This window comes from Paramesorhizobium endophyticum, from assembly GCF_014640615.1.
In the GTDB taxonomy this organism is placed as follows: Bacteria; Pseudomonadota; Alphaproteobacteria; order Rhizobiales; family Rhizobiaceae; genus Paramesorhizobium; species Paramesorhizobium endophyticum.
Genome location: NZ_BMHH01000022.1, coordinates 20,587 through 44,142, shown reverse-complemented (window position 1 = coordinate 44,142; position 23,556 = coordinate 20,587). Strand labels below are relative to the sequence as shown.

The following is a 23,556-nucleotide window of genomic DNA, read 5'->3' as shown; positions in this document are numbered from 1 at the left end:
ATTAAACCGCAGGGTCACACGCAATATATAGTTTTAAGCCGGCTTTCACATCTTGATTTCGCCGGGAAAAATAAATTTGAACAGGAGGCAAGAAAACCGGCCGCTGAAACCGGACCCATTCTGCCGCTTTACATTAGAGAATGGGAATTTATACCGCAGGGCAACATGAATACAGAATCCAAAAACTTCGAAACGACAAAGTAATTCTTCACGTTTATTGACGGATAAGCCTTTAGTATCAGAGAATTAAATAGTGTAATTCTGATCGCACATAATATTATCCTCAATTACAATATTTTACCGAGGCCGCCATATCCGCGCAACTTATTGATAAATCTAGCCTATGCCGGTTTTACGCCTGAATCGTTATTGCAGGGATTCACAAAATCGCCCGATTACATCGCATCAATTCAGCCTGCTTCATGTGAGCAGATGCGAACACAACATGTTGCATCGCACAAATTCCGTGTTATCGTTTTACGTGACCATTCGTATCCCCTGGACGGAGCAGCCCTGATGAAGCCTGCAACGAAGTTGGCCAGTTTCCCTTTTCTCCAACCGTCGAAAAAAGCGGAGAAACTCCCTGTGGGAGGGGCCTTGAAGCGGTCTTTCGACGTGATCGGCGCGACTGCCGGCCTGCTTTTGTTGAGCCCGCTTTTCCTTCTCCTCGCGATTCTGGTCAAATGTTCCGCCGGCGGATCGGTCTTTTATGGCCATCGCCGGATCGGACGCGACGGAAACCCATTCTACTGCCTGAAATTCCGCACCATGGTGCCTGATGGAGACGCGGTCCTCGCCGCCCATTTTGCCGCCAACCCGGAAGCCCGGGCGGAATGGCAGGCGACGCGCAAGCTCAAGAACGATCCCCGCGTCACCGCTGTCGGCGCCGTCCTGCGCAAACTGAGCCTGGACGAGTTGCCGCAATTGGTGAATGTGCTGCGCGGCGAGATGAGCCTTGTCGGCCCGCGTCCCGTCGTCAAGGAGGAGATCGACCGTTACGGACCGGCCGCGATCTATTATTTCAAGTCCCGGCCCGGCCTCACCGGCGTCTGGCAGATCAGCGGCCGCAACGATGTTTCCTATGACGACCGCATCGCCTTCGACCAGCAATATGTCGAAAACTGGTCCTTCCAGAAGGATCTTGTCATCCTTCTCAAGACCATTCCCGCCGTGTGCGCATCGCGCGGATCCTATTGATGGCGGCTGCTTTTTCGCGAGCTGCGGGCATGTCCCGCGCTCTTTTCGCCCTCATCGCCCTGCTGCCAATGGCGTTTTCCGCAAGCGCGGAGGAATACAGGCTCGGGCCCATGGACAAGCTCTCCATCCGCGTCGTCGAATGGCAGACGGCGGAGGGAACGTTCCGGGAGTGGCCGACCATTACTGGCAATTTCACGGTCGGCCCTTCGGGTGGCCTCTCCCTGCCCTTCACCGGGGAATTGCAGGCCGGCGGCAAAACCACGTCCGAGGTTGCTGGCGAAATCGCGAAGAGCCTCCAGCAGAAATTCGGCCTGCGTGACCGCCCCGAAGCGTCGGTGGAGATCGCCGAGTTCCGCCCGATCTTCGTCGCGGGCGAGGTGCAGACGCCCGGCAAATACCCTTACGATCCGGAACTGACGGTCCTGAAGGCCGTGAGTCTTGCGGGCGGAATGCGCCGCGCCGAGATAGGCCAGCGCTTCGAGCGGGATTTCCTCAATGCACGCGGCAATTACGATGTGCTCGTCGCCGAGCGCCACCGGCTTCTGGCCAAGCGCGCCCGGCTGGAGGCCGAACTTGCCGACACCAAGGAAATCAATATCCCGAAGGAATTGGCCGATAGTCCGGAAGCAAAGAAGCTAATCGCGGACGAGACGGCGATCATGCAATCGCGAAAGGACGCCCTGCAACGCCAGCTCGCCGCGCTCGACGAGCTGAAAACCCTATACCAGAACGAGATCGCCTCGCTGGAAAAGAAGATGGTCGTGCAAGTCAGGCAGAAGGATCTTCTCAGCAAGGAACTGGCCTCCATCGGCAATCTCCACGACCGCGGCCTCGTCGTCAATTCGCGCGTCATGTCGCTCGAAACCTCGCTCGCCGACATGCAGAGCAAGCTCCTGGACATGGAGACCAATTCCCTGCGCGCCAAGCAGGAGATCAACAAGGCGACCCGTGACGCAGCCGATCTGGAAAATAGCCGCCGAGCCGAACTGACCACCGAAATGCAGGCGACCGAGGCCGCGCTCGACGAGGCGGAATTGAAGCTGGGCATGTACCGCAATTTGATGACCGAAGCGCTGGTGAATGCCCCCGCCGCCGGCACACTAGCCGCGGGAAACGGGGACGGCCCGGCGCTGAAATACAGCATTGTCAGGAATGGCGGCAACGGCGAAACGAAGGAGCTTCCGGCGGAGGAGAGCACGCCTCTCCTGCCGGGGGATGTGATCAAGGTCGCGATTTCGAATGAGCGGTCGTGAGGATTGCTCGCTGCGCCGCCAATGCCAAGCACCTCCCTTCTCCCCCGTGGGAGAAGATGGCCCGAAGGGCCGGATGAGGGGTGGCGAGCAAGCACATGCCAAACCGGATGGGCGGAACGAACGCAATGAAATGAGCGGAACGGTCGATGAAAATCCCCAGATCCACCCTCGTCCGATCCGGTGAAAACGCCCTCTACGGAAGCTTCGCCGTCGCCGTTTCGGTGTTCATCTTTGCCTATTCGGCGCGGCTGGGCCAAGTCTCCATTCTCGTCTTCTACGCCCTGTGGCTGCCGCTCATCCTCGTCGATTATCGCCATGTGATCGGCAATTATGCACGGTTCTGGTGGATATTGGCCTTTGCGCTGTTCGCCTGCATGTCCTTCATGTGGTCGGCGGCCCCGGCGGTGACGTTGCGCGCCGGAATCCAGTACACCACCACCATCATCTGCGCGCTCATCGCATCGCGCGTCATCGATGCCGCCACATTGACGCGCGGCGTCAGCCTGGGCGTGTGTGTGGTCCTGCTCTATTCGCTCGCCTTCGGCCAATATTATTATGATCCGCTCGACGGCTCCTACAGCTTCGTCGGCGCATTTTCCTCCAAGAACCAGCTCGGCTTCTTCGCCTCGCTGGGCCTTTATTTCGTCTTCGCCAGCTTCTTCGTGCTCAAGACCAGCCGCCGGTGGCGCGTGGTCGCCATTCCGCTCGGCGCGCTATCCGCCTATTCGCTGCTGGCGTCGAGTTCGGCCACATCCATCCTCGCGACATCGGCCACCCTCCTTGTCGTCATGACGGTGGGCCTTGTGCTGAAATTCTCGCCGCGCAACCGCCGCGCCTTTTTCACCATCGGGGTCGTCATCGCCATCGCCGTTGCGATCGTCGGGCTAAATGCGGGCGCGGTGGAGGCGATCCTCGGCGCCTTCGGCAAGGATACGACGCTCACCGGGCGAACCTATCTCTGGGATCAGGGAATGCGCGCCGCCCATGAATCGCCGCTCATCGGCGTCGGCTATTATGCCTATTGGGTGCAGGGCTTTTCCGAGGCGGAGCGCCTGTGGGACGAGTTCTATATCGCCAGCCGCAGCGGCTTCCATTTCCACAGCACCTATATCGAGGCGGCGGTGGAATTGGGCCTTGTCGGGCTCGGGCTGATCGCCTTCATCCTGGCGCGCATCCTCATCGGTTCGCTCAGGCAGCTTCTGACGCAGAACCATGCGCAGCAGGCCCAGCTGATGTTCGGCATCGCCATATTGCTGCTGATCCGTTCCTTCTTCGAGATCGATTTCCTGACGCCCTACCACATCGGAGCATTCCTGCTTTATTATTCAGCCGGTCTCCTGGCGATACCGCAGCGCGAGCCATCCGTGCCCCGTGTCCGGCGGCAAGGCCGGATGCCAAGCCCGCAGGAGACCGCATGACCAGGCAATTGCAATCGATCCAGGTGCTGCGCGCCGTTGCCGCCCTTGCCGTGGTGTTCTTCCACCTGTCCCCGACCTCCTGGACACTCGGCGCGGCGGGTGTCGATCTCTTCTTCGTCATCTCCGGCTTCATCATGGGTACGGTCGGCCTGTCCGACAGCCCCGGCGGCTTCATGGTGAAGCGCATTCTGCGCATCGTGCCGCTCTATTGGGCCATCACATTGCTCATGTGCGCGGCCTCGCTCGTGCCCGGCCTTTTCGCCAACTTCACCTTCGACCTGCCCCGGCTCGTCACGTCGCTTTTCTTCATCCCCTTCGAAAACCCGCAAGGGAAAATCTGGCCTCTGGTGGTGGTGGGCTGGACGCTGAACTATGAGATGTTCTTCTACGTCCTCTTCGCTCTGGGCCTCTGGCTGCGCCGCCCGATCCTCGTGCCGGTGCTGGCCATTGCCGCGCTCACAGCCAACGGATGGCTGTTGCGCCCTGAAGCGACCATCCCGCGCTTCTATACCGACCAACTCCTGCTGGAATTCGCCATCGGCCTTCTCCTGTCGCGCGCGATGTTCTTCAAGAACGCCCTCCTCGGCGCCGCACTGGCCATTGCCGGGGTGGTCAGCCTCTTATCGTGGGGGCTTGCAAGCGACACGCCGGAATGGCGCATCGTCTTCTGGGGGCTGCCTGCTGCCGCCATCGTCGCGGGCTTCGTAGCGATCGAGCGCGCCGGCGCGTTTCCCGCCCAGGCGCTGCGCCCTCTCGAAAAGGTCGGCGACGCCTCATACTCCCTCTACCTGACCCACGGCCTCGTACTTGCCGTCGTCGGCAAGTTCGTCTGGCATGGCAGCTTGTTGGCGATCCTCACCGCGCTGGTCGCCTCGATCGCGGTGGCGATGCTATCCTATTATCTTTTCGAGCGCCCCGTCGGGCAGATCTTGCGCGGTCTCATCACCCCCCGGCCAAGGCCCAAGGTGGCCACCTGATCACCAGTCCCAATTGCCGCTGCGCTTGTCCTTCAGCATCAGAACCAGCGCGACCGGCAGGCCCAGCACCCGCGCCGGATCGAGCTTGAACAATTGCGACAGCACCGCTCCATTCGGCGCCCTCCCTTTCGCAAGCCCGCGGGTGAGCAGATAGGCATAGACCTTGCTGAATTTGGCAAGGCGCGCGTCGATCATCCGGCGGTCAGGCCCTTCGATATGGAAATTGCGCCTGAGCTTGGTGAGAAACACGACGAGATAGCCATAGCGGTCCGCCGTCTGCGGCAGGTTCCAGTCGAAGGCGGAGAAATAGATATTCACGCCCTCCCCGCATATGACGTTGCGCTCGGTCGAGAACACCACCGTCTCCGCCCTGGATGCGAGCGTGATCCACAGCATGTGATCCTCGCCCGCGCTCCTGAGATCGGTGTCGAAACGTGCTTCCGGAAACTTGGCAAAGCGATAGACGACCGTCGACGTCTGGCTCAGATATTCGGCGAGGAACGCACTGAAGGCGAGCTTCGACGGCATCCGGTAGATATTGTCGAGATCAGGCACGGGGCTGGCCTCGCCCTTTGCCCATTTCTGGAAGATCGCGCTCTCCTCGAACCAGCTTTTCTCTGTGTTGAAGCGCGTGTGGTCGCAGAAGTAAAAGTCGTGGTCCGGCGAAGCGGAAAGCGTTGCGAGCGCTTTTCGCAGATGGTTCGGCTTCCATTCATCGTCCGAATCGAGAAAGGCGACGAACGGCGTCTCCGCCGGATCGAGCGCGGCCAGACCCCGGTTGCGCGCCGCGCCCGGACCGCCATTCGGCTGGCTGATGAGTTCGACCTTATGCCTGGGATCGAAGGTGACGCTCGCGATGTCCTCTGCCGGCGAAACCGGCGAGGCATCGTCCACGATCACCACCTTCAGGCGGATATCGTCGGGGATATCCTGCGCAAAGATGGAGCGGAGCGCCCGCGCCAGAATCCCCTTTTCGCGCTGATAGAACGGAATGACGACGGCGACGGCTGTCCCGGAATTCATCGGCACCTCTTTCGCTGTGCCCCCCGCTCATGAGTATGCTCTATTAGATCCCCGTATCCAAGCATGGAAATGCTGCATCGCACAAATTCCCGCTTTACCATTTCCTCCCTGCCTCATAAGATTTCCCCGGCGGCGACAAACGGGAGAACTGGATGGACGTGAGCAGGACCGGCGGCGGGATCGCGAGGAATGTCGGCTGGAGCATCCTGTCCAAGGTGGTCGTCTTCTCGCTGAAATTCGTCAGCGTGCCGATCCTCGCCCATCTGCTGACGCCTGCGGAATTCGGCATCGTCGCGTCAGGCATGGTCGTCATCTCCTTCCTCATCCTCATCGGCGGCGCGGGCCTTGCCTCCGGCCTCGTGCAGGCGGAAAAAGAGGATGCGGAAGCGCACGACACCGTCTTCTGGACCAATCTGGCGGTTGCGAGCGCGCTCGGCCTGCTCCTCTATTTCAACGCCACCTTCGTTGCCCGCCTTCTCGGCGCGCCCGAGGCCGCGTGGCTGCTGCAAATCTTCGCCTTTCTTTTTCCGGTTTATCTCGGCGCGGATGTCGCCTCCGCCCTCCTCTCCCGCCGCATGGCCTTCGCCAGGGACGCCTTCTGGAGCGTGACATCAGAAACACTGGGCGCAATCGCCGCAATCGCCACCGCCATCGCCGGCTTCGGCGTCTGGGCGCTCATCCTCCAGCAATTCGTCAGCGCCATCGTGCGCTTGATCGGGCTGATGTATGCCAGCCGCTACCGGCCGCGCCTCCGCTTCTCCCTGCCCAAGCTTCGCGCGCTCTTCGGCTATGGCAGCCGCATCGCGGGAGCGGACTTCGCCAATTTCATCTCGTTCCAGTCGCCCCTTGTTGTCATCACCAGGGCGCTCGGCCTTTCCGATGCAGGGGCCTACAGCGTCGCCAACCGCCTCTCGGACCTCCCCAACCAGGTCGTGCTATCGGGACTGATGGGCGTGCTCTTCCCCGCCTTCTCGACAATGGCGAATGAGCCGGAGCGCCGCAGCTACGCGCTGATGCGCAGCACGCAGATGACGAGCGTGCTGCTCGCGCCCATGCTGTTCGGCTTCTGGGCCGTGGCCGAGCCCACCATGAAAATTGTCTTCGGCGCGCAATGGACTTTCGCATGGCCGGTGCTTGGCCTGCTTGCCGTCGCCAAGGGCATCATGACCCCCTGCGGCAGCTTCATCCCCTTTCTGAAAGCCACCGGCCATGCCGGCGTCCTCTGGTGGTTTGCCCTCGCCCGCGCCTCCATCATCGTTGTCGGTACATGGATCGGCGCGATGCTAGACGGCCTCACCGGTGTCTGCCTGGCGCTCTGCATCGCCAATGTCTTCATCATGATCGGCTATGCCGGGGTAGTATTCCGCGTCGCGAACATCCCCGCGCGCGCCGCCATTCATTGCGTCGTCCTACCCCTGGGAAGCGCCATCGTCATGGCCGCGCTCGTCCGCCTTCTGCTGGGCTATCTACAACCCCATATCGCAAGCGACCTGATCCTGCTTCTCGCCGGAGCGGCAGCGGGCGGAGCGATCTATCTCGCCCTCCTCGTCGCCACCCAGCGATCCGTGCTCTCCTCGCTTCTGGCGCTGCGCGCGGGATAATCTCTCGAGATAAGGGCCGAGAGGCCACGATACTGCGTGGAATTACAGCGTCAGTCCGACTCGTAAACGACCCAGGCCGTGTCGAAACGGCGGGCCAGTAGATCGGCGCGGCGCATCAGCACGTAATAAGCTCCGGCACGCAGTCCGACAGCCTCGTCGACGCCGATCTGCAACACGAGCTTCCACTCCGCCGCGCCCTTCAGCGCCTCTTCGGCTTCGGGCGTATCATAAGCATCCGAATTTCCGCCCGCGATGCCACTGGAAGCGAGTTGCGCACGGGCCTGCATCCCATTTTGCAATGGCTGCGGCCAGCCTCCAAGCTGATGATTGACACGGCCGGCATCGCCCGGCGAGCCAAAGCGCGAAAGCCAAGCCATGTAGGCCCAATAGGGTCCCTTGCCGAAATTCTCTTCGAGATTGGAATCGAGCGGAATCGCATCCCAAGCTTCCTCATCGGGCGTGATCGGAGTGACCACGCTGCGTGGCAGGACGCGCGCAGGCTCCAGCACCAGCTTTTCCTGGTAGCTGATGCTGCTCAGCGCCTCCGGCACGGACGCACGGCGTAGCTTTTGCGCTGGCGTGTCGTCCCAGATCAAGCGAAAGCCGGTGCGCGCGCTTGGCTCCCAGCCGGGTGGAATTTCCAGCAAGTCGTAGAACAGGAGAAGCCGTCCGCTTTTCGGCAGGTCGGGATCGAAGCCCGGCTCGGCGGAAAGCGCGCCAAGGTCAAATTGCGCGATGAAGGATAATGGCAGGCTCTTGCCTACCATCTCTGCCTGCAGCACCTCGTCGCGAATTCCTTCGCGCGCGCGCTCAGGCGTATAGGTCATTTGCTCCTCGAAGATTGGCCGCATCCGTTTTGCATCTTCCTCGGAAAGCATTGCAAGCGTGCTGTCGACCACTTCTCTTTCGATGCGCTTTTGTTCCTCGATGTAGCGCCTGCCTTCCTCTGGCGTCATCCAGTCAGGCATCATGCCCGCCTTCGCCAATGTCTGCGCCATGCGCTTGCGGTACTGATCCCGCTTCTTCTGCCAGTCCGGATAGGGCGGGCGCACGGGCCAAGGTATGTCCGCGGGCAAGTCAGGCGCGCCGCCAAACTTGCTCGCGCCAAGTGGGATAGCGTCTTCAGTGGTCTTTACCGTCTCCAGCAGGATGGCCGGCGCGGCTTGCCCCGCTAACCGTTCCACCAGATCGGGCGTCAGCTCGCCCACTTGCGCGAGCGAAGCGCTCAACGCCCCGCGCGTGGACGGTAATGGTACCGGCGCCTGCTTTTGAAGCGGGAACCCACCTATATCCTGCATTTTTGCCCTCCCCGTCAGATTGGCCAAACAGGCGACGACGATCACCGCAGAGGCGAGCAATACCCATTTGCGCATGACCGCCTATGTCCACCCCGATATTGCTTAAACTGTCCGGCACGGTCGCTATTTTAGTAATCCAACATGCCGCAACGGTAAAAGCAAGAAATGATCGGCGACGCTCGAACTTCGAGCTTGACTGGTGTCACGTCGCGTAAATTCCGTTGACATAGTCCTTATGCACCGTATCGGCCACGACGCCCGGCATAGGCAGCAGGCGAAGGATTTCGGCCTTCAATTGATCGCGGTCGACCGTCAGCCTCTGCCGCGCCAGCTCGAAATTATGTTCCGCCTGCTCGCGCGACCATTGCAGGGAGTCGAGCGGCGCGCTCATCAGCCGGTAGTGATAGCCTTCGTAGGCCGCACAGGGCTCCTCGATGACGGGGATTGCGCCGCAGATCGCCGCTTCGAAGAAACGATAGGTCCAGACGACGCCGTTGCTCTTGAAATCCCCGCTCGGGCAAAGCACGAATTTGGAATCGAGCAGCAGATCGTAATAGGCCTCGTTCCAGGATTTGCGCGGGAAGACGCGGCCCTGGTCTGACATATAAATCTTGACGTTTTCGGTGCCGACATAGTCCGCAATCGAAATGCCCGCTTTGCGGGCGATCTTGCGCGCCAGTTGGCTGATGAATGCCGGCTTCTTCGGGACAACGGAAAGCTCTTCGAGATGTGACAGGCGAAGCCATTCGTTGATCGCAGCGCGGCGGCTCTCCGTCAGGAGTCCGGCGAAGGAGACATCCACGCCGCGCGCTCGCGGCCACCGCGCCCGGCAATGGTTAAGAATCGCGTTCGGCATGATTAGTGGCCGCTCGATTGAGCCGATCCGGCTCACCGGCGTCATATGATCGAGATAAAGGCCGGAAACTTTGCCCGCGCCCGCGGTTCCGACCTTGTAGTCGAGGCTGAAAATCCGTTTCAGCAGCACCAGCTTCTTCTCGTCCTGCGGCTCGATGCATATCCGGAAGCCGGCTTCTCCAATCGCATGCGCCAGTCTGAGCGTCTGCAAAAGATCGAACGGAAGATCGATCCATATATCGATGGCATTGTCATTTCCTGCGTCCATCATAGCCCCCCGCTATTCCTAAGCCGCTTCGGTCCAGAGCTTCCAGGGCGCCCTGCCGCTCGCCCATTCCCTCTCCAGCACCATCTTGTCGCGCAGCGAATCCATGCTCTGCCAATAGCCCCTGTGCCAATAAGCGCCGAGCTTGCCGCGCTCGATCACCCGCTCCATCGGCTCCTCCTCCCAGACCGTCTGGTCCCCGTCGATGAGATCGAAGACTTCAGGCTCCACGACGAAGAACCCGCCATTGATGAGGCCGCCATCGCCCGCCGCCTTCTCGCGGAACGCCCGCACCTTCGAGGCATCCTCCGATAAGCCCAGCGCGCCATAGCGCCCCGGCTGGGTGACGGCGGTCAGCGTTATCCAGTTGCCGCCCTCCTCATGCGCCCTGATCGCCTCGGGTATGTCGATATCAGACACGCCGTCGCCATAGGTCAGGAGGAAGCGCTGGTTGCCGATGATCTGGCGCGCCTGCTTGAGCCGCCCGCCCGTCATCGTATCGAGGCCGGTGTCGAGAACCGTGATCTTCCAGTTCTCCGAATATCGGCGCGTCCAGACGATCTCGCCCGTGGCAAGGTCGGCGGTGAAATCGCTGTTGATCATGGCGTAGTTCAGGAAATAGGACTTGATGAAGTCCGCCTTGTATCCGGCAAGCACGATGAATTCGGTGAAGCCGAAATGCGAATAGATCTTCATGATGTGCCAGATGATGGGGCGTCCGCCGATCTCCACCATGGGCTTTGGCCGAAGGGTGGTTTCCTCCGTAAGCCTGCTGCCATAGCCGCCTGCGAAAATGACAACTTTCATAGGGCTTCCGTCCTTTCATATTCCAATGCTTCGTCATGGGCTTCGATGGGAAACAGCGCGTCCTGCTCGCGTCGCAGCGCATGGGCGCGGCTCTCCGCGAGAGTCTCCACATCGTCATAGCTGAGAGCCTGGTCGATGGGCACGTCGCGCTTCAGCCGGCAACCTTCGGCAAGCCCCATCGGCAGCAAATTTTCCTTCCGCGAAACCTCATAATTCTGGGCCACGCCATAGGTCATGTAGCCGCCGATGCCATCGATGGTTTCGCCTGTCTTGAGCGGTCGTTTCGCCGCCGCCACTACATCGACCGAAGGCGCATTGCCGTTGCCGATCACCGCATCGCGGCACAGCGCCACGCGCGCGACCGATATGCCGAATTCGAGCACGGTCAGGTGCCAGGCGGTGTAGAAGCTGTAGAGCGGCCCCTTGCCAAGTTTGCCCAGATTGAGAAAGAACGCCTGGTTTTCGTCACGCGCTTCGGCAAGCACATAGATGCCGGGGCTGGGCCGCGCCCCCACGACATAATCGACGATGCCGCCCAGCGACCGCAACTCATCGATATCGTAGAAATTGACGAGATCGTCGACATGGCCGTCATAGTCCCGCCCGATCATGCCGCGCCGCGATACCTTGAGCCCAAGCGCATTGGCGACGATCGCCTGCTCGGCGGTCATCTTGGTGCCATCGGCGAAGCTTGCGACCATGCTCGGCGTCTGGTTCCACTGCCGGGCATAAGCCTCCTGCGTGGCAGGGTTGCGGTAGCGGTCCTGCAAGCCCTTGATGTTGCCGCAGACTAGGGGCCTCAATCCCATCGCCTCGACATGGCGCACGAGGTTCATCGTCACGCCCGGCTGGTCGCCATCGGCGCCGGAGAAGATCACGCCCGCAGCCTCCGCCTTCCGGCGCAGAAGCGGGCCGACAGTGGCATCGAGCTCGACATTGAGCGAGACTATGTCCTTGCCGTTTTCGATACACTCCATGGTGACGCGCGCGCCATATTCCACATGGCCGGTCGTCTCCACGACGATATCGATCGCGGGGGAGCGCGCGATGAGCGCCGGGTCGCTCGTCACCACCCGCTTTCCGGCGGCAAGCGCGTGAGCCATCGCCGTCTCGCTCGTCACCTCGACAATCTCGCCGCGCGCAACGCCCGCATCCATGAAAGCCCGGATCGCCCGCTCCACATTGCGGTTGCAGATGGCAGCCACATGCAGCACCTTCATGTGGCGCTCGACATTGATGAGCATGCCCCGGCCCATGAAACCGATGCCGTACATGCCGACCATGACGGGACGCCCGGTCCTGAGCCGGGCCTTGATGGCATTGTCGACAATGATCATGCGTCAACTCCGTGAACTGGCGAACCGTTTGAGGGGACAGGATCGACTGCGAGCGAACGGAAGTCCTCGCCCCCGTGATAGGCCGGATCGAAGGAAGGCCACGCCCTGTCCTTGGCCGATATTTCGGCGGGTTCGCGCGGCCACTCGATGGCGAAGAACGGATCGTCCCACTGCAGGCCCCGCTCCTGTTCGGGCGCATAGAAGGCGCTGACGAGATAGAAGGCCTCGGTATCGGCGGTCAGCGTGATGAAGCCATGGGCAAAGCCGCGCGGCACATACATCATCGTCCGGTTTTCGGCGGAGAGTGTCGCGCCGAACCATTTGCCGAATGCCGGCGAATGGGGCCGCAGATCGACGATGCAATCCCATAGCGCGCCGCGAATGCAGCGCACCATTTTCACCTCCGCCGAAGGCATCAGCTGGTAGTGCATTCCGCGCAGGGTGCCTGCCTTGGCGCTCAGCGATGTATTGACCTGCACAAAGCCGGTTTCCAACCCTTGCGCGCCAAATTCCCTCTGGCAGAAAAGGCGCGCGAAGAAGCCGCGTTCGTCGCCCTTCCGGTCGAGATCGATCAGCCGGGCACCCGGCAATTCCGTTTCATGAAATATCATTCCGGCAGTCCCCGCGATGCGTCCGGCGGGCGCCCATGAGCAACCTCATGGCCGATGCCGAACTCTCACATATGCCGCCACCCAAGCTGGCGGGCATACCGATTTTCCGCGCGCCCAATCGCGGAACTGCAAAGATGAATTACGCGGCGCTTGCCGCCCGCGCCGGCTCGAAAACCGGCACACGAACGGACCTGGCCGCAGGGAGATTGGCCCAACGCAAATCGGGCCGGAGCCGTCCCTGTTCCAGTGCCGCCCCCAGCACATTGAACCGGACGAAATGCGATTGACGATATCTGGGGTCATCGAACCCGATCGATTTGAGGCCGTCCCTGATGTCCTCGATCGCCTCCTTAAGGTGAATTCGAGGCTGATGGTCAGGCGCAAGCGCCCGGAAAGCGGCAAAGCTCACGCGATAGGACCGCTTGTCCGGCTGCGCATGTTCATTGATGTCGATTTCGGTGCCCGGTAGGGCCGCGCGCACCGCTTCCGCCAGCTCCCGCACCTGGTAATTCCACTCATCGCAACCGGCGTTGACGGCAAGAAACCTGTCTTCGTCCGTCGCCCCCCGCGAAATCGCCCATTCGATGGCGCGCGCCATGTCCTTCACATGGATGAGCGGGCGCCAGGGCGTGCCGTCGCTCAACACCGAGATACGGCCCGTCGCGAGCGCTGAGGCAACGAAATCATTGAGCACGAGGTCGAGCCGAAGACGCCCGGAAAAGCCGCAGGCGGTGGCAAAGCGCAGCGCCGTCACGGTCATCCCGCTTTTCGCTGCGACCTCCGCAAGGCCAATCTCCGCCCCGACCTTGGAGCGGGCATAGGCGGTCAGCGGGTTGAGCGGATCGCCTTCGCAGCGCGCGCCGCCCTCGGCATAGCCATACATCGAGCAGCTGGACGCAAAGACGAAGCTCCCGACACCCGCCTCGGCGGCAAGCTCCGCAACGTGGATGGTTGCCTGCTGATTGATTTCCTCCGTCACCGCCTCGAAGCGCGAGCCCATCGGATCGTTGGAGACGGCAGCCAGATGAACGACCGCATCGATGCCTTCGAACACCGCAAGGTCAAGATCCCGTACATCGCGGAATATCTGGATATCGACCGCGTGCTCCGGAAGGTTTTCCTGCGTGATGCAATGAGCAAACAGGCCGCTATCGACACCGATAATCGTCGAAGAACCAAGTACTTCTCGGATGTGGGATATGAGGACGGGGCCGACATAGCCCATGTTCCCCGTAACCATAATATTCATCTATGCATGCCCCCATAGTGCAACGGCAACCATCCCTTCAGGATGGAAGGTTTGCTGCGGTTAAGCTTCGTGAACGGCAGAATGTGCTATTATGTTGCAGTGCAACGTAGCATATGATTTTTTAACCATCTATGGAAACGATGAATTAATAGGGACAAATTTCTTGGGTACGAGAAATATTAAGTGAACCCTGCATTACGGCTGCGCTCCGTGGCAAGGCCATATCAGGCAATGTCCGTATATTGCCCACAATGCCCAATCAAAATGGATTCTCACATAAAGGATGATTACAGAAGCGCGCGGCACTTTCTGTATGCCGTGACATTTGTGAGAGTAAGAATGACCTATAAATCCGGGCGATTGATGGACATCGCACGCGGCGCCTATGCGCACAGCCCGCATGTCGTGCGTGCTACACTGGGACACGCCATCGCCTTTTTGCCGACACGGCTGAAATTCGGACGGACCTATTGGCACTGGCGGCAGATCGTGGCGCGGGCCGAGACCGATCTGGATTTTGCCGCCGCACAACATCTCGATGCGCTTCGCCGCTTGCTGGCAAAAGCGCATGAAGGCAGCCCCTTTTACCGTGATCTGATCGACCGTGCGTTCGACAACAAGTTCGACGCGAACCGTGTCACGCTTGAGGACGTCCGCCGCCTGCCGATCCTCACGAAAGAGGACCTAAGCGCTGCGGGTGATGCCGCACTGGCGGTGCCGAAACAGGCGCTGGACCGCGCCGAGACCAGCGGGTCCAACGGCGAAAAGCCCTTCGCCTTCTATCTCGACAAGGACCGCAGCACGCGTGAAATGGCCTTCGTCTATAACGTCTGGTCTCGGACAGGCTTTTCCGAGGACGAGCGCCGGGCAACGCTGCGCGGGGTGGATGTCGGCGTCAGGGCCGGCGATATCCATGGATGGGACCCGGCGCTCAGGGAATTGCGGCTCGCGACCTTTCCGCTGACGCCGGAGAGTGCGGAGCTCTATCTCGACCTCATCGACAAGCGCCGCATCCGCTATCTCTACGGCTACCCCTCGGCCATCGAAATCCTCTGCCGCAACCTGCATCATCTTGGTCGCAGGCCAAAACTGCCGCTGAAGGGAATCCTGCTCATCTCCGAGCCGGTCTATGCGCACCAACGGCAAATCTACCGGCAGACATTCGGCGATGTGCCGGTCTCCTGCTTCTACGGCATGAGCGAAAAGGTGCTGTTCGCCAGTGAAGTGAACGGGCAGCCGGACGTCTACGAATTCAATCCGCTCTATGGGCTTGCCGAACTGGTCGATGCCGCGGGTAACCCGGTCACTGAGCCCGGGCGCGAAGGGCGGCTCATCGGCACCGGCTTTCTCTCCACCGGCATGCCCTTCATCCGCTACGACACCAAGGATTTTGCCCGGCTCGTTGAACTACCCAGCCCGGCCAACGGACAGCGATTGAAGGTAAAAGCCATCGCGCCCCGCCGGAAGCCGGGCATTCTGATCGGGCGGGATGGTGGCCGGATCGTCATCATGGCGCTGACCTCTGAAGATCCGGACCATTATGGGGACGTCCAGGAATTCCAGTTCTATCAGGATACGCCCGGCGAAGTGCTCTTCCGCTATATGCTGGCACCGGGTGGAGATGAAGCCTGCGCCCGAAAGGTAGCGGACCGTCTCGCCAACCTCTGCCAGGGCCGAGTGGATTTCCGGCTGGAACAGGTCGAGCGGCTCGCCAGCGGTCGCGGCGGCAAACGCGCCTTCGTCGACCAGAGGCTCGATCTCTCGCTCGATTGAGAACCTGTCGTCCCGGCGGGGCCGCAATTTCCCGTTAAGTATGTTTGGAATTTTCCTCGCGCCCCCGGAAAATGAAGTGTAGGCGGGGAGAACGTTCAACTTTCCTAAAGTGACCCATTATAGGTTACCGCCATGAAAATACTGTCCAGGCCGCAATGAACTCCTCATCCAACACAAACTCTCCCCGTCGGCTTCTCATCGTGTTCGGCACCCGGCCGGAAGCGCTCAAATGCTTCCCCATCGCAAAGGCCGCGCTGGCGAGGGGCGACTGCGCCGTCGAAATCTGCGTTACCGCCCAGCATCGCGAGATGGTGGACCAGGTGATCGAGCTGACGGGGCTGCCTGTCCACTACGACCTCAACATCATGCAGCCGAACCAGACCCTGTTCGACGTCACCGTGCGGGTGCTCCAGGGCATGGCTGATGTGCTGGAGCGCTCCCGGCCCGATGTGGTGATCGTGCAGGGGGACACGACGACCGCCATGGCTGCAGCGCTCGCGGCTTTTTACAAGCGCATCCCGGTCGCCCATGTCGAGGCGGGCCTGCGCAGCCATGACATCAACTCTCCCTTTCCCGAGGAGTTGAACCGGAAGATCGCCGGCAATGTCGCCACCTGGCATTTCGCGCCGACCGAACAGGCGCGCGCCAATCTCCTCAAGGAAAATGTCCCTGCGGGCAGGATTTTTGTCACCGGCAATACGGTGATCGATACGCTCCTGCATTTTTCCGCCGAGATCGATGCGAATGCGGATTTGCGCGCCCAACTGGCCAGCCGCTTCCCCTTCCTCGATCCCGCGAAGAAGATGATCCTGACGACCGCCCACCGGCGCGAGAATTTCGACGGCGGCATTCATCGCATCTGCGCCGCGCTGAAAGCGCTGGCGGCGCGCCCGGATGTGCAAATCGTCTACCCCGTGCATCCCAACCCCAATGTGCGCTCTGTGGTCCGCGCAGAGCTGGGTGATACGGCGAACATCCATTTGATCGACCCGCAGGAATATCTGCCTTTTCTCTTTCTGTTAAAACAGAGCTATCTTGTGCTGACCGACAGTGGCGGCGTACAGGAAGAGGCGCCCTCGCTGGGCAAGCCGGTTCTGGTCATGCGCGAGAACACGGAACGGCCTGAGGGCGTCGAGGCGGGCACCACGCGCCTGGTCGGCACCGATGCCGAAAAAATCACCGCCGCCGCCAACCATCTGCTTGACGATCGCGAGGCGTATCTCAGCACGGCGACGCGGGTTAACCCCTATGGAGACGGCCAGGCGAGCCGCCGCATCATCGAGGAATTATTGCATGGCTGAAATCAGCAAAGTATGTGTCGTCGGCATGGGCTATATCGGCCTGCCGACCTGCGCCATCCTTGCCGGACACGGGCTCGACGTCATCGGGGTGGATATCAACGAGACGGTTGTCGAAAAGGTCAACCGGGGCGAGATCCATATCGTCGAGCCGGATCTGGACGGTCTGATCCAGAAGGTCGTCGCCAATGGCAAGCTTAGGGCATTCACCACGCCGCAGACCGCGGATGCCTTCATCATAGCCGTGCCGACGCCGATGACCGACGATCACAGGCCTGATGTCACCTATGTCCACGCGGCGGCGAAAAGCGTCGCGCCGGTGCTGAAGCCGGGCGATCTCGTGGTGCTGGAATCCACCTCTCCCGTCGGCACCACGCGCGCCATCACAAAGTTGATGGCCGAGTTGCGTCCCGACCTCAAATTCCCAATCACCGATGGCGAGAATGCCGACATACTCGTCGCCTATTCGCCGGAGCGGGTTCTGCCGGGAAAGGTGCTGACCGAGCTCGTCAACAATGACCGCTCCATCGGCGGCCTGTCGCGCAAGTCCTCGCAGCAAACCGCGGCCCTTTACTCGACCTTCGTCCAGGGCGATCTGTTCCTGACCACGCCAGAGAGCGCCGAACTGGTGAAACTCACCGAGAACGCCTTCCGCGACGTGAACATTGCCTTCGCTAACGAGATCGCCGCCGTCTGCCAGCATCTGTCGCTCAATGTCTGGGAGGTGATCGACCTCGCCAACAAGCATCCGCGCGTCAACATCCTGCAGCCGAGCCCCGGCGTCGGTGGCCATTGCATCGCGATCGATCCCTATTTCATCATCGATTCCGCGCCCGACGATACGCCGCTGATCGCCTCTGCCCGGCGCATCAATTCGGGCCGTCCGCACACCGTGGTGCGCGACATCGAGGCGCTGCTGGACCCCTCGCGCAAGCAAACGATTGCCTGCCTCGGCCTCAGCTTCAAGCCCAATATCGACGACATGCGCGAGAGCCCGGCGGTCGAAGTCGTCGAGCTTCTGTCGGAAATCCCGAACTTGAAGCTCATCGCCGCCGAGCCGAACGCGCGCGCGCTGCCGCGTCAGCTCGAGGGCAAGGGCATCGAGTTCACCGATGCGCTTTCCGCCATCGACCAGGCCGATATCGTCGTGCTGCTGGTCGATCACCGGCAGTTCAACCTGATCGATCCGGAAGCGCTGAAGGACAAGAAGCTCATCGACACGCGCGGCCTGTGGACCTGGCGCAAGGCGCGCAAGCCCGACGCCCGCATCGAGGGCCGCAAGAATATCGAACCCATGGACAAGGTGGCATGATCGCAACGGACATCCCCTCCTGGGCCGAACATCCGATGCTGGCGGCGCGCCGGCGCGAGTTCCTGTCCACGCCCATCCATGCCCTGAGCATGGAGGAGACGATGCAACTCGCCGACGAGGCGATGGCTTCGAAGCGCCCGCTGCATCACGTCGTCGTCAACGTCGCCAAGCTCGTCAACATGCGCAAGAATGACGAGCTTTATGAGGACGTGTCCTCGGCCGATATCGTCAATGTCGATGGCAAGGGCGTACTGTGGGGCGCGCGCCTCTGCGGCGTGGACCTGCCGGAACGCGTCACCGGCGTCGACATCATGTTCCACCTGTTCGAACTGTGCGAGCGGCGCGGCTACAAGCCCTATCTGCTCGGCGCGGAGCAGAGCGTGCTTGATCTCGTTATCGCCCGCCTTGGCCGGGATCACCCCAAGCTCGTGGTGGCGGGCGCGCGCAACGGCTATTTCAAGCCGGAAGACGAAGCCGCCATCGTCGCCGATATCAACGCCTCCGGCGCGGACTGCATGCTTGTGGCCATGCCGACGCCGCGCAAGGAGCGGTTCATCAAGCGCTACCGCGCCGAATTGAAGGCGAATTTCATCATGGGCGTCGGCGGCGCCTTCGATGTCTATGGCGGCAAGGTCGCCCGCGCGCCGAAAATCGTCCAGGCGGCAGGGATGGAGTGGCTGTTCCGGGTCGCGCAAGAGCCGAGGCGGCTATGGCGGCGATACTACGACACCAACACCGCCTATGTCGGGCTGCTGGCGAAGGAATTCTGGAGCCGCCGCATAACGGGAGCATCACGCAATCCGGCGCGGCGGGATAGCGAAGCTTCCTCGTGATGCGGATTTGCGTCCTATTGCCGGCTGCGGGATGCCGCCGGTGGCAGAACGAACTCGTGGCGCGGCTCGCTGCGGCTGGCCATGCCGTGTCTGTCCGGCATGGAGCCGCCGCTGCGGCGGAGCCGATGGGACTGCGGGCCGTGCTGGCGCTGGAAGCCCGGCGCTTCGGCACATCGCTCGCCAGCCCATGCGCGCCTTTGCCCGCTGACGGCGATAGCCCAGCCGATCTCATCATCGACCTCACATCCAGAACGGCGCGCCATGACGCGCCGGTGATGACGCTCACCTTCTGCGATCAAAAAGATTTTCCGGCAGGCCTCGCCGCGATGGTCGCAAACGGCGGCAAGGCTGAGCTTGCCGTGTCCATCGACGGCTCTGTGGTTGCGCGCGGACGTCCGATGGTTCAGGATCGGCTCTGGCTGACGCGCGCATCCGACAATCTGCTCGCCGGGGCCATTTCACTTATCATGCGGGCCGTTGCAACCCGCTTCACGTCATCCTCAGGCTTGTCCCGAGGATCTGCGACGGCGGAAGAGCAAAGCGATGATCGTCCTGACGAACCACACGTCGTAGATTCTCGGGACATCCTCGGGTTTGACCCGAGGACTTCGAATGACGGTGGTGGCCATGGCATCAGCAAGAATGCGTTCGCATTGAGCTATCCACGTTTTCTGGCAAGAGGCATCGCGGAGCGCGCCACCCAGAAACTCAAGCGCCGCCCCTTTTACTGGCAGGTGGCCTATCGCCGGATCGACGGGCCGGGCATCGCCGAAACGGGCAGGCTGGACGGACCGGAATTCACGCTCCTCCCCGACGATGGGGAGCGGTTCTATGCCGACCCCTTCGTTTTCGAGCAGGATGGCCGCGTCTATCTGTTCGTGGAGGAGTTTCCCTACGGCAAAGGCCGTGGGATCATTTCGGCCTCGGAACTGCGCGAGGACGGCACATTCGGGACACCGCAGCCTGTGCTGGAAGAGCCGCACCATCTGTCCTATCCGCAAGTCTTCGCGCGAGACGGCGAAATCTACATGATCCCCGAAAGCGCGGCGGCGCGTGAGCTCGTCCTCTATCGTGCCACGCAATTCCCCCATCGCTGGGTGCGCGACACTGTTCTGCTCAGCGATATCGAAATCAACGACGCAACCCTCTTCGAGGCGGACGGAACATTCTGGCTCATCGGCACGCAGCGCTTCGGCTATGGCAGCGCGTCGGATACGATGGTGGCCTATTCCGCCCCCGCATTGCGCGGGCCGTGGCTGCCCCATGCGCTCAATCCCCTCGCCGTCGATCATTCCGCCACCCGGCCCGGCGGCGCGTTCATCCGGCAGGATGGAGGGTTGCTGCTGCCCGTACAGGACGGCTCGCAGACCTATGGCGGCGGGCTCGGCCTGATGCGGCTGGAGCGGCTCGACCATGCCGATGTCAGCTTCTCCCCGCCCCGCCCCATCCTGCCCGGCCCGGCATGGAACCGCAAAGGCATCCACACGCTCAACCGGGCTGGCGGGGTGGAGGTGGTGGATAGTTGCGACTGACCGTTATTGCTCGGAATGCAAACGCCGCACCGGCTTCCGGTAAGCCATGATCAAAATGAACAACAGCATCAGATCCGGCGCCTTCGATGAAAGACCGTTGTTGGACAGCGCCGCCAGAATGGACACCGTGGAGCCGGCATAGGCCGCCAGGGGCGCCTTGTAGAGAAGCTGGAGAACATAGCGAAAGAATGCGGCGGCAAAGATCAAGGCGATCGGCACGCCGAACAGGAGCGAGAGAACGACCGGTGTGCTTTCGATATAGGGCAGGTTCAACTGCTCGTTGACGATCTTCAACAATTCGTTGGCGTTCATGCCGAACAGGATGTCCTTCCACTCCACCAGATGGAACACATCGTAAATCTTGATGCGCGCATAATAATTTTCGTCGAAGAGCGTAGCGCTGAAACGGTTCAGGAACCCCGCGGAGAAGAGCACCGCGACCAGCACCGCGCCGGCCATCAGCGTCATTGCCAGCACGACGAGCTTTGCCTGACGCCTATGCGCGGGCGACAGGCGCGGCCAGGGCAGGAAGATCAGCAGGAACAGAATCTCGGCGGTTGCAAGCAGCAGCGCCGCCCGTGCGCCCGCCGCCGCCGTGCCGACATAAAGGATGAAGATGCAAAGCACCCGCACCCAGAGGCGCCAGCGCGTGAGCGCGACGAAGCCGATGGCCATGGCACATTGCGCGCCAAGCGCCAGCGGATGGGGCGTGAGGCCCGTCGGGCGAAACGATAATTCCGTATTGGGGTAAGGCAAAAGCCGGAAATGCGTCATCGCCTCGAATGTGCCGATCATGGCGCTCAGAATGAGCATGCCGAGGAGGACGTTTCCAAGCGCCCTGCCGATCTCCTCCTCGAGGCACAGCATGACCAGCACGGCGGCGCATGCGACAAGATAGGAATCGACGATGAAGCCGGCGGAACCTGCCCTGCCGACGATGAAGAGATAAGGAACCAGCAACGAGAGGAACAGCGCGTAGGACAATGTCGCCCGGAACAGCCGGATATCGTCTCCCGCAAGCCGGATCGGACGGCTGATGCAGATCATCCCCAGCACCAGGAAGATGGCATAAGTCCCGATATGGAGTTTTTCCGGAAAGGAGCCGCCTTCGCTCGTGTAGGACGTGAACATGTTCAATATCTGCGGCGGGATGGCCGCACGCAGAAGGAAAGCGAACGCCGCGCAAAGGAAAAACATCAACGAGAGCGCGTTGTGACGACGCGCTTCCATCATTGTGAGTTGCTCTTCTCTCAAAGGTATGCTCACAGCCTTGCCTGTTCACTTGTGTGGGTTTATCGGCCAACGGACGTTCGATGGCGCAGTCGTAAAGAAACTTGGATAACCGTATATTAACGAACCTGACCTAACGATGGCATTGCCAATCAGCGTTCATGAGTAAAATGTCCATGTCCGAGGACCCTCCTCACCCTTCGTCATCAGGGAGCCTGCATGAGCGGCCGCGTGTGTCGCTGGGCTCCCTGGCGGCCCGAGGGGCCGCGCAGCGCGCGGCGGCGGCTCCGCTCCGGGAAAGCAAACAGGAACGCGAGGCTCCCGCCCCCGTGACCATGGAAAAGGTAGGGGATTTCCTCGAATTGGATTTCCGGCGCATCTTCGTCTGGCTGCGCGCCGGGCTGATGCTGGCGCTCGCGCTGGCCCTTCTCGGCGCGCTGGCGGGCGGCATTTACGGCTTTATGGCCCCGAAGCGCTACACCGTCGCAACCGACATCCTGATCAACCCGGGCAATCTGCAGGTCGTGGACAATGATCTCTTCCCCCAAGCCGGCCAGATCGACAGCCAGGTGCTCGTCGCGCGCAGCCGGCAGCGCGTCCTGACGTCGCGCAACGTGCTTTCGCGCGTGGTGGATGAATTGCACCTCGCGGACGACCCGGAATTCGCGCCGCGCACGAGTGACCCGGCAACCGACCGCAAGCTCGCCGCCCTCTCGAAGCTGCAGCAGGACGTAAATGTCAGGGCGGACGAGCAGTCCTTCGTCACCACTCTCCTCGTCACGGCGGAGACGCCGGGAGAGGCCATCGAGCTTTCGCAAGCCATTGTGAAGGCATTCCGGGAAGAGCTCGCCGAGACCGAATCCGAAGGGGCGAACCGCGCCGCGGCGGCGCTCGACAGCCGCCTCAGCCAGATGAAGCAGGACGTGCTCGCGGCGGAAAAGAATGTCGAGGATTACAAGCGCGCGCACAAGCTCGTCTCCAGCAACGGCCAGCTCGTCAGCTCGCAGTCCATGACCCAGCTCAATACGCAGATCCTGGACGCCCGCGCGCGCCTCGCAACCGCGCAGGCGAATTACGACACGCTGGTGGCCGGCGGCATCAACGGCACCAACGCCAATCCCGCCGTTTCGCCGACGCTGGCGGACCTGCGCAACAAGGCCAATACCGCGCGCGAGCAACTCAATTCGCTGTCCGTGCAGCTCGGCCCCCGCCATCCGTCGATCCTCAAGCTGAAGGTTACGCTGGATACGATCAACGCCCAATTGAGGGCCGAGTACCAGCGCACGGTCGATGGCGCAAAGGCCAATCGCGATGCGGCGCAGATCTCGCTCAATTCGCTTAACGCCGAGATGAACAAGTTGCAGGGCGCCGTCTTCAACGCCGGGGACTCGGAAATCGCGCTGCGCGAACTCGAGCGGGAATCCGCGTCGAAGGCGGCAATCTACCAGCGCTATCTCGAGCGCACCCGCCAGCTCAACGAACGGGAGCGGATCGATACCACGAATGTGCAGGTGATTTCGGCCCCGACGCCTCCGAAGGGACGCTCCTGGCCCCCCAGCACGAAGCTTTTGGTGGTCCTCGGCGCTATCGGCGGCTTCGGCCTGGGACTGCTGCTGGCGCTTGCAAGGGGCATCCGGCAGGATATGCGCCTGCCGCCCGATGCTCCGCAACTCAAGACGGCCTGAAC

General features: G+C 61.5%; 19 protein-coding genes. 11 read left to right on the top strand and 8 right to left on the bottom strand.

What is annotated here, in order from left to right; translation table 11 throughout:
- Positions 1–516: 516 nt before the first annotated feature.
- The 4 genes from IEX53_RS19780 (at position 517) to IEX53_RS19765 (ending at position 4,845) form a co-directional block, all read left to right on the top strand.
- Positions 517–1,197 (top strand): sugar transferase, encoded by a 681-nt coding sequence (locus IEX53_RS19780; RefSeq protein ID WP_188825903.1) that lies wholly within the window; start codon positions 517–519, stop codon positions 1,195–1,197.
- A complete protein-coding gene (locus IEX53_RS19775; protein ID WP_188825902.1) occupies positions 1,197–2,450 on the top strand; it encodes a polysaccharide biosynthesis/export family protein in 1,254 nt (417 codons plus the stop codon). Before IEX53_RS19780 ends, IEX53_RS19775 begins: the two co-directional genes overlap by 1 nt.
- A 146-nt stretch (positions 2,451–2,596) precedes the next feature.
- The gene (locus tag IEX53_RS19770) at positions 2,597–3,868 is read left to right on the top strand and encodes an O-antigen ligase family protein (RefSeq protein WP_188825901.1); all 1,272 of its coding nucleotides are present in this window, start codon (positions 2,597–2,599) and stop codon (positions 3,866–3,868) included.
- Complete coding sequence (locus IEX53_RS19765; RefSeq protein ID WP_188825900.1) at positions 3,865–4,845, top strand: acyltransferase family protein; 981 nt, start codon at positions 3,865–3,867, stop codon at positions 4,843–4,845. Before IEX53_RS19770 ends, IEX53_RS19765 begins: the two co-directional genes overlap by 4 nt.
- On the opposite strand, the gene IEX53_RS19760 is transcribed toward IEX53_RS19765, so the two are convergent.
- Positions 4,846–5,868 (bottom strand): glycosyltransferase family A protein, encoded by a 1,023-nt coding sequence (locus IEX53_RS19760; protein ID WP_188825899.1) that lies wholly within the window; start codon positions 5,866–5,868, stop codon positions 4,846–4,848. It lies immediately after the preceding gene.
- Positions 5,869–6,020: 152 nt separating this feature from the next.
- On the opposite strand from IEX53_RS19760, the gene IEX53_RS19755 reads away from it, so the two are divergent.
- A complete protein-coding gene (locus IEX53_RS19755) occupies positions 6,021–7,469 on the top strand; it encodes a lipopolysaccharide biosynthesis protein (RefSeq protein ID WP_188825898.1) in 1,449 nt (482 codons plus the stop codon).
- Between the two features lie 50 nt (positions 7,470–7,519).
- Here the strand turns inward: IEX53_RS19755 and IEX53_RS19750 are convergent, their stop codons facing one another.
- From IEX53_RS19750 to IEX53_RS19725, 6 genes are all read right to left on the bottom strand, one after another.
- The gene (locus IEX53_RS19750) at positions 7,520–8,842 is read right to left on the bottom strand and encodes a DUF1963 domain-containing protein (RefSeq protein ID WP_188825897.1); all 1,323 of its coding nucleotides are present in this window, start codon (positions 8,840–8,842) and stop codon (positions 7,520–7,522) included.
- Between the two features lie 127 nt (positions 8,843–8,969).
- Positions 8,970–9,893, bottom strand: coding sequence for a hypothetical protein (locus tag IEX53_RS19745; RefSeq protein ID WP_188825896.1), 924 nt, complete (start codon positions 9,891–9,893; stop codon positions 8,970–8,972).
- Positions 9,894–9,908: 15 nt separating this feature from the next.
- Positions 9,909–10,694 (bottom strand): glucose-1-phosphate cytidylyltransferase, encoded by a 786-nt coding sequence (gene rfbF, locus IEX53_RS19740; protein WP_188825895.1) that lies wholly within the window; start codon positions 10,692–10,694, stop codon positions 9,909–9,911.
- Entirely contained in the window at positions 10,691–12,031 is a 1,341-nt protein-coding gene (locus tag IEX53_RS19735; protein WP_188825894.1) for an NAD(P)H-dependent oxidoreductase, read from the bottom strand. Before IEX53_RS19735 ends, rfbF begins: the two co-directional genes overlap by 4 nt.
- On the bottom strand, positions 12,028–12,642 hold the full coding sequence (rfbC, locus tag IEX53_RS19730) for a dTDP-4-dehydrorhamnose 3,5-epimerase (RefSeq protein WP_188825893.1): 615 nt from the start codon (positions 12,640–12,642) through the stop codon (positions 12,028–12,030). Before rfbC ends, IEX53_RS19735 begins: the two co-directional genes overlap by 4 nt.
- Positions 12,643–12,781: 139 nt before the next feature.
- The gene (locus IEX53_RS19725; RefSeq protein ID WP_188825892.1) at positions 12,782–13,891 is read right to left on the bottom strand and encodes an NAD-dependent epimerase/dehydratase family protein; all 1,110 of its coding nucleotides are present in this window, start codon (positions 13,889–13,891) and stop codon (positions 12,782–12,784) included.
- 339 nt (positions 13,892–14,230) lie between these two features.
- Between IEX53_RS19725 and IEX53_RS19720 the strand changes: the two genes are divergently transcribed.
- From IEX53_RS19720 to IEX53_RS24030, 5 genes are all read left to right on the top strand, one after another.
- A complete protein-coding gene (locus IEX53_RS19720; protein WP_188825891.1) occupies positions 14,231–15,664 on the top strand; it encodes a phenylacetate--CoA ligase family protein in 1,434 nt (477 codons plus the stop codon).
- A 155-nt stretch (positions 15,665–15,819) separates the two neighbouring features.
- Positions 15,820–16,965: a non-hydrolyzing UDP-N-acetylglucosamine 2-epimerase gene (gene wecB, locus IEX53_RS19715; protein WP_188825890.1), complete on the top strand. Its 1,146-nt coding sequence runs from the start codon at positions 15,820–15,822 to the stop codon at positions 16,963–16,965.
- Complete coding sequence (gene wecC, locus IEX53_RS19710; protein ID WP_188825889.1) at positions 16,958–18,274, top strand: UDP-N-acetyl-D-mannosamine dehydrogenase; 1,317 nt, start codon at positions 16,958–16,960, stop codon at positions 18,272–18,274. Before wecB ends, wecC begins: the two co-directional genes overlap by 8 nt.
- Positions 18,271–19,107 (top strand): WecB/TagA/CpsF family glycosyltransferase, encoded by an 837-nt coding sequence (locus IEX53_RS19705; protein WP_188825888.1) that lies wholly within the window; start codon positions 18,271–18,273, stop codon positions 19,105–19,107. Before wecC ends, IEX53_RS19705 begins: the two co-directional genes overlap by 4 nt.
- Positions 19,108–19,124: 17 nt before the next feature.
- The gene (locus tag IEX53_RS24030; protein ID WP_236016289.1) at positions 19,125–20,639 is read left to right on the top strand and encodes a glucosamine inositolphosphorylceramide transferase family protein; all 1,515 of its coding nucleotides are present in this window, start codon (positions 19,125–19,127) and stop codon (positions 20,637–20,639) included.
- Between the two features lie 3 nt (positions 20,640–20,642).
- Here IEX53_RS24030 and IEX53_RS19695 read toward each other — a convergent pair whose 3' ends face one another.
- Complete coding sequence (locus IEX53_RS19695) at positions 20,643–21,872, bottom strand: VpsF family polysaccharide biosynthesis protein (RefSeq protein ID WP_210311672.1); 1,230 nt, start codon at positions 21,870–21,872, stop codon at positions 20,643–20,645.
- Positions 21,873–22,102: 230 nt separating this feature from the next.
- On the opposite strand from IEX53_RS19695, the gene IEX53_RS19690 reads away from it, so the two are divergent.
- Positions 22,103–23,554 carry a GumC family protein gene (locus IEX53_RS19690; protein ID WP_236016288.1) on the top strand — a complete coding sequence of 484 codons (1,452 nt, stop codon included), beginning with the start codon at positions 22,103–22,105 and terminating at the stop codon, positions 23,552–23,554.
- Positions 23,555–23,556 lie beyond the last annotated feature (2 nt).

Coding starts and splice junctions, on each gene's coding strand:
- IEX53_RS19725 (WP_188825892.1), bottom strand. CDS start 13,891: ATGAATATTATGGTTACGGGGAACATGGGCTATGTCGGCCCCGTCCTC.
- IEX53_RS19745 (WP_188825896.1), bottom strand. CDS start 9,893: ATGATGGACGCAGGAAATGACAATGCCATCGATATATGGATCGATCTT.
- IEX53_RS19720 (WP_188825891.1), top strand. CDS start 14,231: ATGACCTATAAATCCGGGCGATTGATGGACATCGCACGCGGCGCCTAT.
- IEX53_RS19750 (WP_188825897.1), bottom strand. CDS start 8,842: ATGCGCAAATGGGTATTGCTCGCCTCTGCGGTGATCGTCGTCGCCTGT.
- IEX53_RS19780 (WP_188825903.1), top strand. CDS start 517: ATGAAGCCTGCAACGAAGTTGGCCAGTTTCCCTTTTCTCCAACCGTCG.
- IEX53_RS19760 (WP_188825899.1), bottom strand. CDS start 5,868: ATGAATTCCGGGACAGCCGTCGCCGTCGTCATTCCGTTCTATCAGCGC.
- IEX53_RS19770 (WP_188825901.1), top strand. CDS start 2,597: ATGAAAATCCCCAGATCCACCCTCGTCCGATCCGGTGAAAACGCCCTC.
- IEX53_RS19775 (WP_188825902.1), top strand. CDS start 1,197: ATGGCGGCTGCTTTTTCGCGAGCTGCGGGCATGTCCCGCGCTCTTTTC.
- wecB (WP_188825890.1), top strand. CDS start 15,820: ATGAACTCCTCATCCAACACAAACTCTCCCCGTCGGCTTCTCATCGTG.
- rfbF (WP_188825895.1), bottom strand. CDS start 10,694: ATGAAAGTTGTCATTTTCGCAGGCGGCTATGGCAGCAGGCTTACGGAG.
- IEX53_RS19695 (WP_210311672.1), bottom strand. CDS start 21,872: ATGATGGAAGCGCGTCGTCACAACGCGCTCTCGTTGATGTTTTTCCTT.
- IEX53_RS19735 (WP_188825894.1), bottom strand. CDS start 12,031: ATGATCATTGTCGACAATGCCATCAAGGCCCGGCTCAGGACCGGGCGT.
- rfbC (WP_188825893.1), bottom strand. CDS start 12,642: ATGATATTTCATGAAACGGAATTGCCGGGTGCCCGGCTGATCGATCTC.
- IEX53_RS19765 (WP_188825900.1), top strand. CDS start 3,865: ATGACCAGGCAATTGCAATCGATCCAGGTGCTGCGCGCCGTTGCCGCC.
- wecC (WP_188825889.1), top strand. CDS start 16,958: ATGGCTGAAATCAGCAAAGTATGTGTCGTCGGCATGGGCTATATCGGC.
- IEX53_RS19755 (WP_188825898.1), top strand. CDS start 6,021: ATGGACGTGAGCAGGACCGGCGGCGGGATCGCGAGGAATGTCGGCTGG.
- IEX53_RS19705 (WP_188825888.1), top strand. CDS start 18,271: ATGATCGCAACGGACATCCCCTCCTGGGCCGAACATCCGATGCTGGCG.